Below are 15,845 nucleotides of genomic sequence, written 5' to 3'. Positions count from 1 at the left end.
CGCAGGTCGGTGCGAGGCCGGGCCGCGACGGTACGGGCCGGTGCAGGCCGGTCCGGGCCGGCGCCGACCGCGCCCGCACCACCCGTTCAGCCAGGAGCCACCCGTGCAGCAGCCCCGCCCGACCGCCGGCCGCGGCGCTGCGGACCGCACCGGCGCCGACCACCGCGCCGCCCTCGGCACCGGCGACACCCGCGACACCGCTGACCCGGACGCGGGCCGGTTGGCACTGCTGCTGGACTCCGCCTTCCTGCTGCTGCTCGCCGCCTCGCTCAACCGGTACCTCACCCACCACTCCGGCACCGCGCAGGCGCCCTGGGTGATCGGGCTGAGCGCGGCCCTCGCGGTCGCCCGGCCGGCCGGGTCCTGGCTCGACCACCGCCGTCCGCCCGCCCCGGGCCGGCCCCGCCGGTGGCCGCTGGCCCTGGTGGTGGCCCTCTGGGTGGTGCTGGTGCTGCTCGCACCGAGCTTCGCCTGGTGCGCCGTCCCGCTGATCTACAGCGTGCTGCGGGTGCTGCCGGCGAGGGCGGCCATCCCGCTGGTCGGGGCGCTGACCCTGCTGGTGGTGATCGCCGAGATCCGGCTGCCCGGCGGCGCCGACGCCACCCTGGTCCTGCTGCCGCCCGCGGTGGCCGGGCTCGCCACCGGCGTCTTCCTCGTCATGGCCCGGCAGGCCGCCCGGCAGCGCGGGCTGATCGCCGATCTGGTCCGCACCCGGCGCGAACTCGCCGCCACCGAGCGGCGGGAGGGCACCCTGGCCGAGCGCGAGCGGCTGGCGATGGAGATCCACGACACCCTGGCGCAGGGCCTGTCCAGTCAGCAGATGCTGCTCCAGGCCGCCGAGCGCACCTGGGACACCCACCCGGCGACCGCCCGCACCCACGTCCGCACCGCCGCCGAGGTGGCGGCCCGGAACCTGGCCGAGGCCCGCCGCTTCGTCCACGGCCTCGCCCCGGTGGAGCTGTCCGACGGCCGCACCCTCGACCGGGCGCTGCGGTCGCTGGCCGAGCGGGAGTCCGCCGAGAGCGGGCTGCCGGTCCGCTTCCACCTGGACGGCACGCCGGTGCCGCTGCCCACGGCCGCGCAGTCCGCGCTGCTGCGGATCGCCCAGGGCGCACTGGCCAACGTCCGCGAGCACGCCGGGGCTTCGGCCGCCGCGATCACGCTGTCCTTCCTCGGCGACCAGGCCGTGCTGGACATCGCGGACGACGGACAGGGCTTCGACCCGGACGCGGCCGGCCCCGGGGGCGGGCGCGGGTACGGCCTGCCGGCGATGCGGGCCCGGCTCCGGCAGCTGGGTGGCAGGCTGACCGTGGAGAGCACGCCCGGTGAGGGCACCGTCGTCTCCGCCGCGATCCCCCTGACGCAGCGATGAGTGCGGATCACCCGTGCACCCGGCGCGGTGACGGGCCCGGCGCGGCGTTCCGGCCCGGCGCGGCAACCCGGCCCGGAACGCCGACGGGCCCGGCGCGGCCATGACCTTGGAGCAGAGATGAGCACGACTCCCGTCCGGACGACCCCGGTCCGCCTGCTGGTCTGCGACGACCACGCCGTGGTGCGGGCCGGGCTGCTGGCGTTGCTGGCGAGCGCCGGCGACATCGAGGTGGTCGGCGAGGCGAGCACCGGGGAGGAGGCCGTCGCGCTGGCCGCCCGGCTGGCGCCGCAGGTCGTGCTGATGGACCTCCAACTCGGCGACGGCATCGACGGGGTGGAGGCCACCCGGCGGATCACCGCCGCCCCGGGCGGACCGCACGTCCTGGTGCTCACCACCTACGACACGGACGCCGACATCACCCGGGCCATCGCCGCCGGCGCCACCGGCTACCTGCTGAAGGCCGAACGGCCGGAGGAGCTGTTCTCCGCCGTGCACGCGGCCGCGCAGGGCCGCACGGTGCTCTCGCCGCCGGTCGCCTCCAGGGTGATGGCGCAGATGCGGGCGCCCTCACCGCAGCTCACCGAACGCGAGCAGGACATCCTCGAACAGCTGGCGCAGGGGCTGGGCAACCGGGAGATCGCCCGGGCGCTGTTCATCAGCGAGGCCACGGTGAAGACGCACCTCGGCCGGATCTACGACAAGTTGGGCGTGGACACCCGGGCGGGCGCGGTGGCGGTGGCGAAGGAGCGCCGGCTGCTGTGCTGAGGCCGGACTCGCTCCCCGCTCCCCGCTCCCCGTTCTCCGTTCTCCCGGCTGCGCTGGGCGCCCGCCCGGTGTCACTGCGTGCTGCCATGATGCTCGGAATGTCGGATTCCGAGCCGGTGCCCGCCCGTGAGCTCCACCGGCCCGGTGCGGGCGGCTCGGGCGCCGGCCGTCCCGGATCGGCCACAACTCCCTGGTCCGAGGCCTTTTCGGGTCCCGCCGAGGGCCTCGCCACAATGTGGATGTTTCGTGGATTTCGCTATTGACAAACCAACCACGCGGTTTGTTAGTTTGAGATCAACGACGTCCCCGGGGGGTGGGGGCTCGCCGGGGCCTGTGCGGACCGCTCTCGCCGGAGGGTGTGGCCAGGGGGGAACGGCGGGTTTGCCCGGGGTGTCGGGGGGAGCGGCAGCGCCGAAGCCGCGCGACGAGGCGGCGTGGAGCGGGTCCGGGGGGACTCGCTCCACGCCTCCCCCGGTCCCCTTCCACCAGTTCCTCCGGCCTCCCCGACGCGTCCCGACGCGTCCCGGCGCGTCCCGGCGTCTACGCCAGGGCGCTCCAGTACGGACAGCGGACGTACGGCAGCGGCGGCGCGCAGTGGTCGACGCTCCCGGACAGCACCGGGCCCCGCTCCGAGCGGGCCACTCCCGGCGAACTCGCGGTCAGCCCGGCCTCGCCCGACTCGCCGAAGCGCAGTGCCAGCCGGTAGCCGTCCGGGGTGGTCGCGGCGACGCCCGGGCGATCCTGGCCGGCGTTCAGCGAGGTGATCGTCCAGCCGCGCCGCCGCCAGTGCCGCTCCACCACGTCCGCCAGCACCGCCCGCCGGGGCAGCGAGACGACGGTGAGGAGGTCCCGACCCCGGGTGACGTACCAGAGCAGTTCCGACTCGCGCCCCGGCAGCGGCAGCCGCGCGCCCGCCCGTGCGGGCGCCCCCTGCCAGACCGGCGCCGGACGGACGGCGTCCAGGGTGTCCTGGAGCAGCGTCTCGCAGTGCTCGGCGGCGTCGAGTTGATCGACCGTCACCCCCGGCTCCGACCCCGGCCCGGACCCCGGCCGACGGACCGGCGCGACCCTCGCGCCCCCGGGGCCGCCGCCCGGACATCCGACGTTCAGCTCGGCACCACCTGACTGCACAGGGCCCTCCGTACTCCTCCCGGTGTTCAACCCGGGCAGGCATTCCGTCACTGCTTGGACGGCGGGCGGGTACGGGCAGTTCCCCTCCCGGCTCCATCCCTCACCGTTCCCACACCCTCAAAGTGCACTGCACGGTGCAGTTGAATCACTGATCTGCACCGTGTAGTTTACTTCTTGTGCCGAGCCGCCGGGCCGAAACCGCCGTCCGTCCGCTTGCCGCACGTCTTCTGACCCACCGTCCGCCCCCTGTCGAGAGGACCCGCCATGCCCGTCATCACCGTCGGCACCGCCCGCATCCCCTACCGCGTCGTCGGCGACGGCCCCGACACCCTCGTCCTGGTGCACGGCACCGGCCCCGGCTCGGCCATGTGGGACGGCCTGCTGGACGCCTTCACCGACCGCTGCACCGTGCTGCTGCCCGACCTCTCCGGCAGCGAGGCCGCCGACGACGACGGCACGCCGCTCACCCTGGAGGCGCTGGCCGCCCAGGTCGCCGCCGTGATCGAGGACGCCGGACGCGGCCCCGCCGACGTCCTCGGCTTCTCGCTCGGCGCCGTCGTCGCCACCGCGACCGCCGCCCTGCACCCCGAGCGGGTCCGCCGGCTGATCGCCGCCGCCGGGTGGATCAGCGCGGAACAGGACGAGTACCTGCGGCTCTCCATGGCCACCTGGCTCTCGCTCGCCGACCACCCCGCCGCGTTCGGCGGCTACGCCACCCTCACCGCCTTCAGCCGCGGCTTCCTCGACCGGATCGGGCGCGCCGCCGTCCAGGCCAACACCGCCTACATGCAGCCGACTCCGGGCACCCTGCGGCACATCGCCCTCAACCTCGGACTGGACCTCGGCCCGCTGCTCCCGCGCGTCCAGGCGCCCGCCCTGGTGATCGGCTGCACCCAGGACGCCACCGTCCCGGTGGAGAACGCCCGCCGGCTGCACGCCGCCCTGCCCGGCAGCGCCTACGCCGAGTTCGACACCGGCCACATCGTGCTCGCCGAGGAGACCGAGGCGTTCACCGGCACCGTCCGGGACTTCCTCACGGCCGCGTGACCGACCGCCGTGCGACCGGCCGTCGCACAACCGGCCGCCGCGCAACCGACCGCCGGGAGGGAGCGGGCGGCGGCGTACGGGGGGTCCGGCCGGCGGGCGCGCACGGCCCGGGCGACCGGCGCGCGGAGCACACCATTGCCCGAGAGGCAAGCCCTGCTCCAGAAAGGCCGATTACCGCGCATGGTGATCCTAATCAAATTGACTGAACGTCAACTTCAAAGGTGAGACTGCCTTGTCAGCAACATCCGCAAGGAGACCACCATGCGCATACTCTTCACCGGCCCCACCGCGGCCGGTCACCTCTACCCGATGGTGCCCACCGCCCAGGCGCTGCGCGCCGTCGGGCACGAGGTCCTGTTCGCCGTCGGACAGCCGGTCGAGCTGATCCGCTCCGCGGGCTTCCCCATCGTCCAGATCGGCGACGGCCGGGGCCTGCGGGAGATCATCGAGGAGGCTCTCGGCGGCAAGGTCGAGTACGTCAACCAGAACAGGACCCAGGACGAGATCCTCGACATGGCGGCCGCGATGTTCGCGCGAGCCTCCCGTCCCGACGTGGACGGTCTGCTGGCGGCCGCCACCGACTGGGGCGCCGACCTGATCGTCCACGACTCCTTCGCGGCCGCCGCCCCGCTGGTCGCCGCCCAGCTCAAGATCCCGTCGGTGGTGCAGAACTTCGGTGCCAGCCCCGGCGGTCCCATGACCGAGCTGGTGGCCTCGCACGTGTCCGACCTGTACGAGGAGCGCGGCCTGACCGGCCCGGGCATCGCCGCGGTGCTCAACGTCGGCCCGCTCGGCGGCGACCCGGACGGCCTGCCGATGCGCTACGTCCCGTACAACGGCGGCGGCATCGTCCCGGCCGAGTTCCTCCGCAAGGCCGACCGCCCGCGGGCGGTCGTCACCCTGGGTACCGTGCTCGCCGAACTCGACGGCGTCCGCGCGGTGGTCCGCCTGGTCGAGGCGGCGGCCGAGGTCGACGCCGACTTCCTGCTCGCGGTCGGCAGCGCCGACCTCGCCCCGCTCGGCACCCTGCCCGCCAACGTCCGCGGCCTGCCCTGGGTCCCGCTCAACGAACTGCTCGGCCGCGCCGACGCGCTGATCCACCACGGCGGCTCGGGCACCATGCTGACCGCCCTCCAGGCGGGCCTGCCCCAGCTGCTGCTCCCCCAGGGCGCGGACCACTTCCTCAACGCCGACGCCATCACCGCCACCGGCGCCGCCCTGAGCTCCACCTCCGACGCCGTCGACACCCCGCTGCTCACCCGCATCCTCACCGACGCCGCGCTGCGCGACGCCGCCCACCGCCTGCAGGCCGACAACGCCGCCCTGCCCACCCCGGCCACCCTGGTCCCCAGCCTGGAGGGCCTCGCCGCCCGCCGCTGATCCACTGATCCACTGATCCACTGCCGGCTCCGGCCCACCCGGACGCCGCACGACAGCCGCGGGCCGACCGGCCTGCGGCCGTCTGCGGCCGTCTGTCGGTCGGCGTCGGCGGGCGTCCGTCGGCGGGCGTCCGTCGGCGGGACCGGGTCGCGCCGGGGCTCGACGCCCACCCGCGCCAGCCGGCTCCGCCCACCGGTTACCAGCTGGAGGCGCCCCGGAACCAGATCGATCCCGGCCACTTCGACGCTCTGCCGCCCCGCGAACACCGCACGCCGCACGCCGCACGCCGCACCGGGTCGGCGCGGCGGCCGGGGGCGGGACGGGTTCGGGCCCGTCAGTCGCCCCGGAGCAGGGCGCGCAGCCCGGCGGTGTCGACGACGTCGGCCCGGGAGGGGAGGACCCGGCGGAGCAGGACCTCGTGGACCTCCGGATCCGGGTCGGCGACGCCGTCGGACAGGACGAGGAGCCGGTAGTCGCGGTCGGCCGCGTCGAGGACGGTGGACAGGACGGCGCCGCCGGTACCGAGGCCGCAGACGACCAGCGTGGTGATGCCGCGCTCGCGCAACCGCCGGTCGAGGTCGGTGGTGGACAGGGCCCCGTAGCGGGTCTTGCGCACGAGGATGTCGCCGTCCCCGGGCGCCAGGTGCTCGTGGACGGCGGCGGCGGGGTCCTCGTGGTGCATGGCGCGGTGCCGGGCCAGCGGGGCGAAGGTGGTGTTGGCGGCCGGGACGGCGTCCCAGTCGGCCTCGGTGAAGCCGACGCGTACGTGGGCGATGGTGCCGCCCTCGGCGCGGACGTCGGCGATCGCCCCGGCCACCCGGCCGAGCAGGGCCTCGCGGTCCCCGTCCCCGGGCAGCGCGGCCAGGATCGCGGGCTGGCAGTCCAGGACGAGGAGGGCGGTGTGCGCGGGGTCGAGTGCCCGGTCGGTGCTCATGCGGGTGTCCTCCGTACGGATGGTGCGGCCGGCGGGGTGCCCGGTACGGCGTCCGGCCGCGTCCGGTCGGGTCGGGGAAGCAGGAAGGGGGTGGCGAGGATGAGCAGTCCCGCGACCGTGAGGGCGGTGCGCGGGCCGGTGGCGTCGGCGAGCAGTCCGCCGAGCGCGGTGCAGACGGCGATGGACGCCTGCTGGCCGATCGACCAGGCCGACAGGGTGCGGGCGACGAGGTGCTTGGGCGTGCGTTCGAGCCGGTAGGTGGCGAGCACCGGGTTGAACAGGCTCATGTTGATGATGATCGCCAGCTCGACGGCCATCACGGTGACGAGCCCGATCACGCCGGGGCGGACGAAGGCCAGGCCGATCAGCCAGACGGCCCGCAGGGTGCCGACGACCCGGAAGACCCGGTCCCGCCCGTGGCGCTCCACGACCCGCCGGGCCAGCCGGGAGCCGATCAGCCCGCCGAGGCAGGGGGCGGCGAAGGCGAGGCCGTACTCCCAAGGGGCGAAGTGGAGTTGGCGCAGGAGGAGGACGGCGAGCACCGGCTCGGTGGCCATGATCAGACCGGCGACGAGCATGTTGTTGAGGTAGAGCGCCCGCAGACCGGGGTCGCCCAGGATGTGTCGCCAGCCGTCGAGCACCGCGCCGGCCCGGAGCGGCTTCCCGCCGGCCCGGACGGGCGGCTCCTCCCGGTCGCGGATCGCGGTGATGCCCAGCGCGGAGAGCAGGTAGCTGAGCGCGTCGGCCACCACGGTGGTGACCGGCCCGAACCAGCCGATCGCCGCCCCGCCGAGCGGCGGCCCGATCGCGATGGAACTCCAATTCGTCGACTCGAAGCGTGCGTTGGCCACGAGCAGGTCCTCCGGCCGGACGAGCGCCTTGAGGTAGGCCCCACTGGCCGCGCCGAACGCGATCTTGGCCGCGGCGATCACGATCGAGACCACGAGCAACTGGACGAAGCCGAGCCACCCGAAGGCGTAGGCCACCGGGATCGTCGCCATGGCCGCGAACCGGATCAGGTCCGTCGCGATCATGACCGGCCGCTTGCGCCGGAACTCCACCCACGGCGCGAGCGGCACCGCGACCAGCGCACCCACCGCGGGCCCCACCGCGGACAGCGCGGACACCTCGGCGGGCCCGGCGTGCAGCACCAGGACGGCGATCAGCGGCAGTGCCCCGAACCCCAGTCCGGACCCGTACGCGCTCGCCGCGTACGCAGCCCACAGCCATCCGAACCGCCGGCCCAGCCGTTTCCCGCCCGTCATGCGCGGTGCGCTCCCCTCGACGTCCCGACCCCGGCCGAACAAACCGGGGTTGACCGGTGAGAGCCAATCGGTCGCCACTGCGGCAGGTCAAACAACCGATTCACCCACTCCGCACAACCCCCGGTTGTTCCCTAAGGTGGGTTGCGTGGACCTCGAAGCAGTGCGCACCTTCGCCGCCATCGCGGAGGCCGGCCAGTTCCAGAAGGCCGCCGTCGACCTGTCCGTCACCCAGCAGGCCGTCTCCAAGCGCGTCGCCGCACTGGAGCGCGACCTCGGCGTGCGGCTGTTCACCCGCACCCCGCGCGGCGCCGAACCGACCATCGACGGGCAGGCGTTCCTGCCTCACGCCCGCGAGCTGCTGCGGGTCGCCGAGCGGGCGGTCGCGTCCGTGCGCGCCGGCCGCCGCCCGCTGCGGGTCGACGTGATCAACTCACGCGGCGCGGTCTCGGGCCTGATGCGCGGCTTCCACCGCAGCCACCCCGACATCGACCTCGACGTGCTGATGCTGTTCGACATCGACACCGCCGTCGCCGCCATCCGCTCCGGCACGATCGACGCGTCCTTCCGCGCCGTCGCCGCGCCCGGCAGGCCCCTGCCCGAGGACATCGAGTCCGTCCGGGTGCTCGACGAACCGCTCCAACTCCTCACCGGCCCCGACCACGCCCTCGCGGACGCCGGGTCCGTGACCGTCGCCGAACTGGTCGGCCACCGGATCTGGATGCCCGGCATCGCCCCCGGCACCGAGTGGGGCGCCTACTACGCCGACCTGGTCGCCGAGTTCGGCCTCACCATCGAGGCCACCGGCCCCAACTTCGGCTCCGACGTGCTCCTCGACACCATCGCCGACACCCCGGCCCTGGCCACCTTCATGAGCGAGCGGACCCGTCTCGTCTGGCCCGCCGGCCACGGCCTGCGCCGCATCCCGGTGACCGACCCGACGCCCGTCTACCCCCACTCCCTCCTCTGGCACCGCGACAACCCCCACCCGGCGCTGCCCACGCTCCGCGCCCACCTCGCGGCCGCCCCCGCGGACCCCGCCGCCCCGGACACCTGGACCCCCGCCTGGGCCCTCCCCCACTGACCTCCCCGAACCACCCCGGCCCGAACCGGCCCACCCCGGCCCGAACCGGCCGGTCCGGACAACGCGGAAGGGACGGAGCCGGACCGACCGAAACAGCGGCCGCGGCGGGGGCCGTGCTCCGCCCCGCCCGGGATCCCCGCCGGCGGCCACCCGTGAGGGGGACGTGGCCGGAGGGCGCGATGCACCGCCGTCGGGCGTAATGGAAGGACCCGCCCCGGCGGACTGCACCGGGGTGCCGGGGTCGATCGAGCCGGTGTCGAGTGCCCGCGCGGGAGCAGAACGGCGGCGCGAGCGGGGCGGCGGCGGGCAGGGATGAGCGGTGAACAGCGATGAGCGGTGAGCAGCGGTCCGGCGCGGCGCGACCGGACCGGCCGGAGGGGCACGGCGAACGCCTGCTGGGCACGCTGCTCGATCAGACCCATGAGCTGCCGCCCCAGCTGATCGCCCCGCTGGTCGCCGCCGCGGTGCGCGGGCTCGGCGGCCGCGACCCGGCGCTCCTGCTGCAGGACTACGGCCAGCTGGTGCTGGCGCCGTTGCCGGGGCGGGGGTTGGCCGCCGGGGAGCCGGTGCCGATCGACGGCTCCCCGGCGGGCGCGGCCTTCCTGCGCGGTGTCGCCGTCGAGGAGCCGCGGCCCGACGGGGTGCGGCTGTACCTGCCGTTGCTGGACGGCGGCGACGAGGTGGGGGTTCTGGCCCTCACCCTGGACGCGGTCGACGAGGGCGACCGGCCGCTGCTGCGGCGCCTCGCCGCCCTGGTCGCCGATCTGCTGGTCACCAAGAGCGGCTACACCGACCGGATCTTCCAGGCCCGGCGCCTCGAACCGATGAGCGTGGCCGCGGAGATCCAGTGGTCGCTGCTGCCACCGCTGTCGCTGTCCGTTCCGCAGGTCGCCGTGGCCGGGATCCTCGAACCGGCCTACCAGGTGGCCGGGGACAGCTTCGACTACGCGCTCAACGACGGCCTCCTGCACGTCGCCACGATCGACGCGATGGGCCACGGGCTGGACGCCGCGACCATGGCGACCGTGGCCATCGGCGCGTACCGGCACGCCAGGCGCGCCGACATCGGACTCGCCGAGATCTACGCGTTCATGGACCGGGCCATTGCCGAGCAGTTCGGGCCGGACCACTTCGTCACCGCGCAGATGATGCGCCTGGACACCGGGACCGGCCACCTGCAGTGGGTCAACGCCGGCCATCCCCAACCGCTGCTGATCCGCGACCACGTCGTCGTCGAGCGGCTGGAGAGCGAGACCACCCTGCCGGTCGGCTTCGGCGGTGAGGAGCCGGTGATCAGCGAGCGGGTGCTGCGGCACGGTGACCGGGTGCTGTGCTTCACCGACGGCCTGGTCGAGGAGCGCGAGGCCGGCGGGGAGCAGTTCGGGGAGGAACAGCTCATCGACTGGGTCAACCGCGTCGAGCGCTCGCAGGACGGGGTGCGGGCCGTGGTGCGCGCGCTCTCCCACGTCCTGAAGGAGAAGCGCGGCGGGCGGACGAGCGACGACGCGACCCTGTTCCTGATCGAGTGGCGCTGAGCGGGCCGCCCCTCACCACGGCTCTCGTGACCGGCCGGGCCGGGCCGGTGCGGGCGGAGTACCGTGGGGATGTCGTCCGCGGACGGGTGGCGAACCGTGTCGGACGAAGCGACCGGTCCCCGGTCGGCGACGACACGGTGAGACCGGTGGGAAGCGACTCGGCCCGGCAGGTCCTTCGTCGCCACCGGCATCGGCTCCGAGCCACCGGGCGGGGCCTCCTGCGGGGCGGCCTCGTGGGCCGGGCTCCTCGGACAGACAGGAAAGGCGGGACGGGGAGATGTCCGTCTACGTGAAGCTCTCGGCCGACGCCCGGGTGCCGGCGGAGCCGTCGAAGGGGCCGCTGGACATGCAGTACGAGGACGGTGCGGACGGCGTCACCTTCGAGTACGACCTGCATCCCAGTGGTGCGCTGCGCGTCCTGCGGGTCTTCGAGGACACGCCCTACCGGATCGAGGTCTGCTTCGGCCCCGGGGCGTGGCTCCAGGTCATGGGCAGCTACCTGCGAAAAGGCGCCGAGTACTGACGGCGGTCCGCGCCGGCCCCCGCTCCGGGTACGCCCCGGTGTCGGACGCTCCGCGGGTACGGGGCGGCCCCTCAGACGCGCCCGTAGCGGACCGCCTGGTCGGCGAATTCCCGGGCCATCTCCTCGGAAACGGTCGGACGGGTGCGGTGGATGGCGTCCAGATAGTCCTGGGTGCCGGGTTGGGTCCGCTCCCCCGTGTCGAGCGTGCGCTCGAACGTGCTCTGGGCGACCGCCATGGCGACCTGCCGGATGTCGGCGGGAGTGAAGCCCTCGCTGGCTTCCGCGAGCACCGCCGTGTCCGCGGCGGTGCCCGTTTTCGCCGTGTAGCCGGCCCACAGCGCGTCGCGGGCCGCGGCGTCGGGTGGCCCGACCGGCAGGACGTAGTCGAACCGGCCGTGGCGCAGGAACGCCGGATCCAGCGCGGCCACCGAGTTGGTGGCGCAGACGAGGAGCCGGCCGTCGCGGTCACGGAACCGCACGATCGACTTGAGGAGTTCGTTGACCACGCCGACCGAAGCGGGGGCGGCGAGGCTGCGTGTCCCGGCGACCTCTTCGACCTCGTCGATGAAGAGCAGCACATGGTCGAGCTGCACCACCTCCTCGAAGCGGCGGCTGAGTCCGGTGGCCAGCCCGTCCTCGGAGACGAGCCGGGAGGGGAAGATCTCGATGAACGGCCAGCCGAGCCGGCCGGCCACGGCCTTGGCGAACGTGCTCTTGCCCGTGCCCGGCGGGCCGAACAGCACGACCGCGCGCGGCGGTTCCACTCCGTGGGCGTCCGCCAGCTCGGGGTTCGCCAGGGGCAGCACCAGTCGCCGTTCGATGAGCCGCTTCTCGTCGGCCATGCCCGTGAGCCGCTCCCAGAGACGGGCTTCGGGCATGACCGCGCCCAGCATCGCCAGGACCGTCGCGCCCTGGGCACTGACGGCCTCCGACTTCTCGAAGTACGTGAGCCCCCGGTGGGGTTGGAATCCGGAGTTGACCAGTGCGGTGGCGCCGGTCTCCTCATCGGGCAGCAACGCCGCGACGATCCTGGCGCCGGCGTCCCGCAGACGGTGCTCCAGCGCGGACAGCAGGGCGGTGCCGATGCCCAGGTTCCGCCAGGCGGGGTGCAGGGCGATGCGCAGCACCCATGCCCGGTCCCCGTCCACCCGGCCCACCGCCGCGCCCACCAGATGGCCGTCCGCGACCACGACGACGCTCGGATTCCGTGCCTGCAGCGCGGCGACCACGTCCGAGAGACGGAAGACGGCGGCGCGATCCGTGGTGGCGCTCTCGGCGTCGAGCCGGACCATCGCTTCGAGGTCGTCCGGAGTGAAGTCCCGGACATGCCATACAGCCATTCGCCGCTCTCGCATACGCCGCTCTCGAACGTCGCGCGCCCCTGGACTTCCATCATCGGCCGACTCCGGCCCGGTCGCTCGCCAGGGCGGACGGCCACGGCCGGTGCGCGCACCCAGCACCCCGAGACGCCCCGGGCCGCATCCGGACCCTTGACCGCCCGGACACGCTCGCCCCGGAACGCTCCGTCGATCGCCACGGTGCTCACCCGGATGGATGGTGAACGTCAACTCCCGCGCATGGCACATGCGTTCGCCGCCATGCAGCCGACTCCCCGCGGCCTCCAGGGCGGGCGCGGCAGGGCCGGACCGGTCCGGAGCGGTCCGGATCGGTCCGGACAATGCGAAAGCCCCAGGTCGTTGACCTGGGGCTTTACCGCTGGAGCGGGCGACGAGAATCGAACTCGCGCTCTAAGCTTGGGAATCTTTGGGCCTTCAGGCCGACAAGTGCTCCTGACCTGCACGGATACCAGCCCGGCCAGCCCTTCGGGGGCCCGGCGTGGACCGCTGCTGTCCACCGTTCTCCACCCGTTCTGGCACGGATCTGGCACGGCTGGCAACGGAATCGCCCTTCCGAGGTTTAGGTGCCTGCTGAGACAGACATGGCTGAGAACGAGGCTGCTCGGTGCAGCTCAGTTGAGGGGGTCCGATGGGGATCAAGGTCGTATCGGTGTCTCCGGCGCAGGATGAGCTGTTGGCCGAGTCCATCGCGCTCGGTGATCGCTACACCAAGACGCTGGGACTGATGACACCGCCCGCCTACTCGAAGATGGCGGAAGACGGCGGACTTCTCGCAGCCATCGAGGACGGTGTGGTCGTCGGGTATGCGCTGTTCGGCCTGCCGAAGCGGACGCCCCACGTTCGACTGGCCCATCTCTGCGTAGCCGAGGAACACCGCAGCAAGGGCATCGCCCGGCTGCTGATCGAAACCATCCGGGCCCACCACGGCCAGCGTTTCGGCATCAAGGCGAAGTGCAGGCGTGACTATGGGCTCACCGGGATGTGGGCGAAGCTCGGATTCATCCCGCGCGGCGAGGTGAAGGGCCGCAGCAAGCAAGGGCACGTACTGGACGGCTGGTGGTTGGATTTCCGCCATCCCAGCCTCTTCGCCGAGGTGGACAGCGACGCGCAGCTGACCGTCGCGATCGACCACGGCGTCTTCGCCGATCTCCGCGGACGGAAGCCGTCCTCAGAAGCAGCCGAGTCCCAGGCGCTCGAAGCCGGATGGATGACCGATCTGGTTGAGCTGGTCTTCACCCCGCACCTCTACCAGGACATCCGGGACATTGAGAATGAGGCCGAGCGCGTCCACCAGCGAGCGGCGGCCGCTGGCCTTCGCGAGCTCAGCCCCGATCCACGGACTGTGGCACTGCGGAGCCGCCAGTTGCTGGACGCAGCGGCCAAGGCCGATCCCGAGCTAACGGAGCTTGAAGCGCGACTGCGATACGTCGCCGAGGCCGCAGCCTCCGGAGTGCACGTGCTGGCCACCCATGACCCGTCGCTGACACGACTGGCCGATGTCGCATGGAATGCCGTCGGAGTCCGCATCGTGGCTCCATCAGACGTGGCAATGCACGTCGACGAATTGCGGCAGGCCCAGGTGTACCGGCCGGCCGATCTCATGGGCACCGAGTTCCGGATCAGCGAGGTCGCGCCGGGCGGTGAGGCCGAGCTGGTCGCGCTCTTCGAACAATCGAGCAGCGACAGCGGATCGGACTTCGCGAACCGTCTCAAGAGCCTGGAGCGGAGCCCCCTCAGCTGGCGCCGCGAGCTCATCCGTGACGGCGACGGGCACCCGGTTGCGCTGTACGCCTGGTCTGTAGACGGACGGACGCTCCTCGTCCCGGTTCTGCGTACCGCTACCCATCCGCTCGAAGAGACCCTCTCCCGCCAGGTGCTGTTCACGCTGAAGCAGACCGCCCGCTCGTACGGTGCCCACGTCGTGCACATCACCGACCCGTTCCCGTCCACCGCGGCACACGCCGCAGCTCGCGATGACGGCTTCCTCGCTCACCAGGACGGTCTGGCGGCGCTCGTCGTGGATGTCTGTGGAACGGCAGCAGTCGTCACCGAAGCCGCCGATGCTGCAGCACGAGAGCTGGGCACGACGGCGCTGGCTCTCCCCACCGGGCTGCCGGCTGAGGTCGCCAGCGTCGTTGAGCGATCGTGGTGGCCTGCCAAGGTCATGGACTCCGAGCTGCCGTCGTTCATCGTCCCGATCAACCCTGTCTGGTCGACCGAACTGTTCAACATGCCCGTGTCCCTTCTGCCTCGACGGAACGAGCTGGGGATCAGCAGGGAGCACGCCTACTACCGCTCCTCGGGACACCGCGGCGAGAGCGTCCCAGCCCGCCTCCTCTGGTACGTCAGCCAGGACCCGTCCAGCCAGGAAGGACAGATGGCGATCGGCTGCTCTCGGCTTGAGCAGGTGGTCATCGACACAGCCGAGGCCCTCTTTGCCCAATTCGAACACTTGGGCGTATATGGTCTGGAGGAGATCCGCAAAAAGGTGGCCAACTCCACGTCAGGTACGGCCATGGCTCTGCGTTTCTCGGACACCGAGCTCTTCCCCAATCCGGTGACGTACCGACGCCTGAAGTCCCTGGCGAAGGGTCTGGGTCTACCGTTGTCCGTGATGTCGCTGACGAAGATCGACAACAGGCTGTTCGAAGTGGCCTACCAGGAAGGGCACCGACCGACGTGAACCAGGAACGCGCACTCCTGCTCTCAGTCCACCCGCGTTTTGCCACCGCGATCCTTGCGGGCAGCAAGACCGTTGAGGTGCGCCGGCAGCGAGTCGCCGTTCCCCCTGGGACCCCTGTCGTGATCTACGCCACGGCTCCCACGATGGCCTTGGTCGGCACCGCCCGCGTCGCTTCCGTCCATGTCGGATCCCCGAGCGAGGTCTGGGCCGCCAGCCGCTCTCGCACAGGGATCACCCGTCGCGAGTACGACGAGTACATGAGCGGTGCCGCCCAGGCCAGTGGCCTCACGCTGGAGGCACCGGCCACCTTCGAGGAGCCCGTCACGCTCAGCACCTTGAGGTCCGCCGGAACGTTCCACCCGCCGCAGAGCTACCGGTATCTGCCAAGTGAAGCCCTCCGGCGGATCGCCGAGGCCTCCCCGGCTGTCGGGTCTGTCCTTCTTGGTGCCCTGGGCGCCCCGGCATTCGCCTAGCGCCCCTCAAGGCGCCGCTCGAGCCAGTGGAGTGCCGTCGGCAGTCTGCCCGCCCCATCGACACTTCACCGGCCACCCGGGCATCTTCAGCTGCTCCGGGCCGTGCAGGACGACGGGTTGAAGCCGGCAGCAGCCGCGGCACCCCGCGCGCCGCCGCCCACCGGCGCTCTTCCCGCTCATCACAGCGGCGAGCGCCCTGACCTGCCGAAGCTGCGCAGCACCTCCGCCACGAGCAGATCCGCCACGGACTCCCGCTCGGCTTGCTCGACCAGTGCTGACACCTCCAGCCCCACCGCCC

The 15,845-nt window shown here is 73.0% G+C and carries 13 protein-coding genes; 9 read left to right on the top strand and 4 right to left on the bottom strand.

Annotated elements, in window-relative coordinates:
* Window positions 1-103: 103 nt before the first annotated feature.
* Window positions 104-1,372 carry a sensor histidine kinase gene (locus tag ACGFSC_RS01075; protein ID WP_392862082.1) on the top strand — a complete coding sequence of 423 codons (1,269 nt, stop codon included), beginning with the start codon at window positions 104-106 and terminating at the stop codon, window positions 1,370-1,372.
* A 117-nt stretch (window positions 1,373-1,489) separates the two neighbouring features.
* The gene (locus ACGFSC_RS01070) at window positions 1,490-2,137 is read left to right on the top strand and encodes a response regulator transcription factor (RefSeq protein ID WP_359897772.1); all 648 of its coding nucleotides are present in this window, start codon (window positions 1,490-1,492) and stop codon (window positions 2,135-2,137) included.
* A 540-nt stretch (window positions 2,138-2,677) separates the two neighbouring features.
* Here ACGFSC_RS01070 and ACGFSC_RS01065 read toward each other — a convergent pair.
* Complete coding sequence (locus ACGFSC_RS01065; protein ID WP_359897771.1) at window positions 2,678-3,157, bottom strand: hypothetical protein; 480 nt, start codon at window positions 3,155-3,157, stop codon at window positions 2,678-2,680.
* Window positions 3,158-3,532: 375 nt separating this feature from the next.
* Between ACGFSC_RS01065 and ACGFSC_RS01060 the strand changes: the two genes are divergently transcribed.
* Together ACGFSC_RS01060 and ACGFSC_RS01055 are read left to right on the top strand one after the other, a co-directional pair.
* Window positions 3,533-4,315 carry an alpha/beta hydrolase gene (locus tag ACGFSC_RS01060; protein ID WP_359897770.1) on the top strand — a complete coding sequence of 261 codons (783 nt, stop codon included), beginning with the start codon at window positions 3,533-3,535 and terminating at the stop codon, window positions 4,313-4,315.
* 261 nt (window positions 4,316-4,576) lie between these two features.
* Entirely contained in the window at window positions 4,577-5,695 is a 1,119-nt protein-coding gene (locus tag ACGFSC_RS01055; protein ID WP_359897769.1) for a nucleotide disphospho-sugar-binding domain-containing protein, read from the top strand.
* Window positions 5,696-6,029: 334 nt separating this feature from the next.
* Here the strand turns inward: ACGFSC_RS01055 and ACGFSC_RS01050 are convergent, their stop codons facing one another.
* Both ACGFSC_RS01050 and ACGFSC_RS01045 read right to left on the bottom strand, forming a co-directional pair.
* On the bottom strand, window positions 6,030-6,629 hold the full coding sequence (locus ACGFSC_RS01050; RefSeq protein WP_359897768.1) for a cysteine hydrolase: 600 nt from the start codon (window positions 6,627-6,629) through the stop codon (window positions 6,030-6,032).
* Entirely contained in the window at window positions 6,626-7,894 is a 1,269-nt protein-coding gene (locus tag ACGFSC_RS01045; protein WP_359897767.1) for an MFS transporter, read from the bottom strand. The genes ACGFSC_RS01050 and ACGFSC_RS01045 overlap by 4 nt, the downstream gene beginning before the upstream one ends.
* A gap of 145 nt (window positions 7,895-8,039) precedes the next feature.
* Between ACGFSC_RS01045 and ACGFSC_RS01040 the strand changes: the two genes are divergently transcribed.
* From ACGFSC_RS01040 to ACGFSC_RS01030, 3 genes are all read left to right on the top strand, one after another.
* The gene (locus ACGFSC_RS01040; protein WP_359897766.1) at window positions 8,040-8,975 is read left to right on the top strand and encodes a LysR family transcriptional regulator; all 936 of its coding nucleotides are present in this window, start codon (window positions 8,040-8,042) and stop codon (window positions 8,973-8,975) included.
* A gap of 329 nt (window positions 8,976-9,304) precedes the next feature.
* Complete coding sequence (locus tag ACGFSC_RS01035; RefSeq protein ID WP_359897765.1) at window positions 9,305-10,510, top strand: GAF domain-containing SpoIIE family protein phosphatase; 1,206 nt, start codon at window positions 9,305-9,307, stop codon at window positions 10,508-10,510.
* A 277-nt stretch (window positions 10,511-10,787) separates the two neighbouring features.
* A complete protein-coding gene (locus ACGFSC_RS01030; protein WP_359897764.1) occupies window positions 10,788-11,033 on the top strand; it encodes a hypothetical protein in 246 nt (81 codons plus the stop codon).
* Between the two features lie 71 nt (window positions 11,034-11,104).
* Here the strand turns inward: ACGFSC_RS01030 and ACGFSC_RS01025 are convergent, their stop codons facing one another.
* Window positions 11,105-12,373, bottom strand: a complete 1,269-nt coding sequence (locus tag ACGFSC_RS01025; protein WP_359897763.1) for a GNAT family N-acetyltransferase — start codon at window positions 12,371-12,373, stop codon at window positions 11,105-11,107.
* A 646-nt stretch (window positions 12,374-13,019) separates the two neighbouring features.
* On the opposite strand from ACGFSC_RS01025, the gene ACGFSC_RS01020 reads away from it, so the two are divergent.
* Both ACGFSC_RS01020 and ACGFSC_RS01015 read left to right on the top strand, forming a co-directional pair.
* On the top strand, window positions 13,020-15,074 hold the full coding sequence (locus ACGFSC_RS01020) for a GNAT family N-acetyltransferase (protein ID WP_359897762.1): 2,055 nt from the start codon (window positions 13,020-13,022) through the stop codon (window positions 15,072-15,074).
* The gene (locus ACGFSC_RS01015; protein WP_359897761.1) at window positions 15,071-15,547 is read left to right on the top strand and encodes an ASCH domain-containing protein; all 477 of its coding nucleotides are present in this window, start codon (window positions 15,071-15,073) and stop codon (window positions 15,545-15,547) included. Before ACGFSC_RS01020 ends, ACGFSC_RS01015 begins: the two co-directional genes overlap by 4 nt.
* Window positions 15,548-15,845 lie beyond the last annotated feature (298 nt).

It is taken from the genome of Kitasatospora sp. NPDC048715 (assembly GCF_043198905.1).
Lineage (GTDB): Bacteria > Actinomycetota > Actinomycetes > Streptomycetales > Streptomycetaceae > Kitasatospora > Kitasatospora lactacystinica.
Note: the sequence above shows the minus strand (reverse complement) of the source record. Positions and strands in the feature narration are given on the sequence as shown.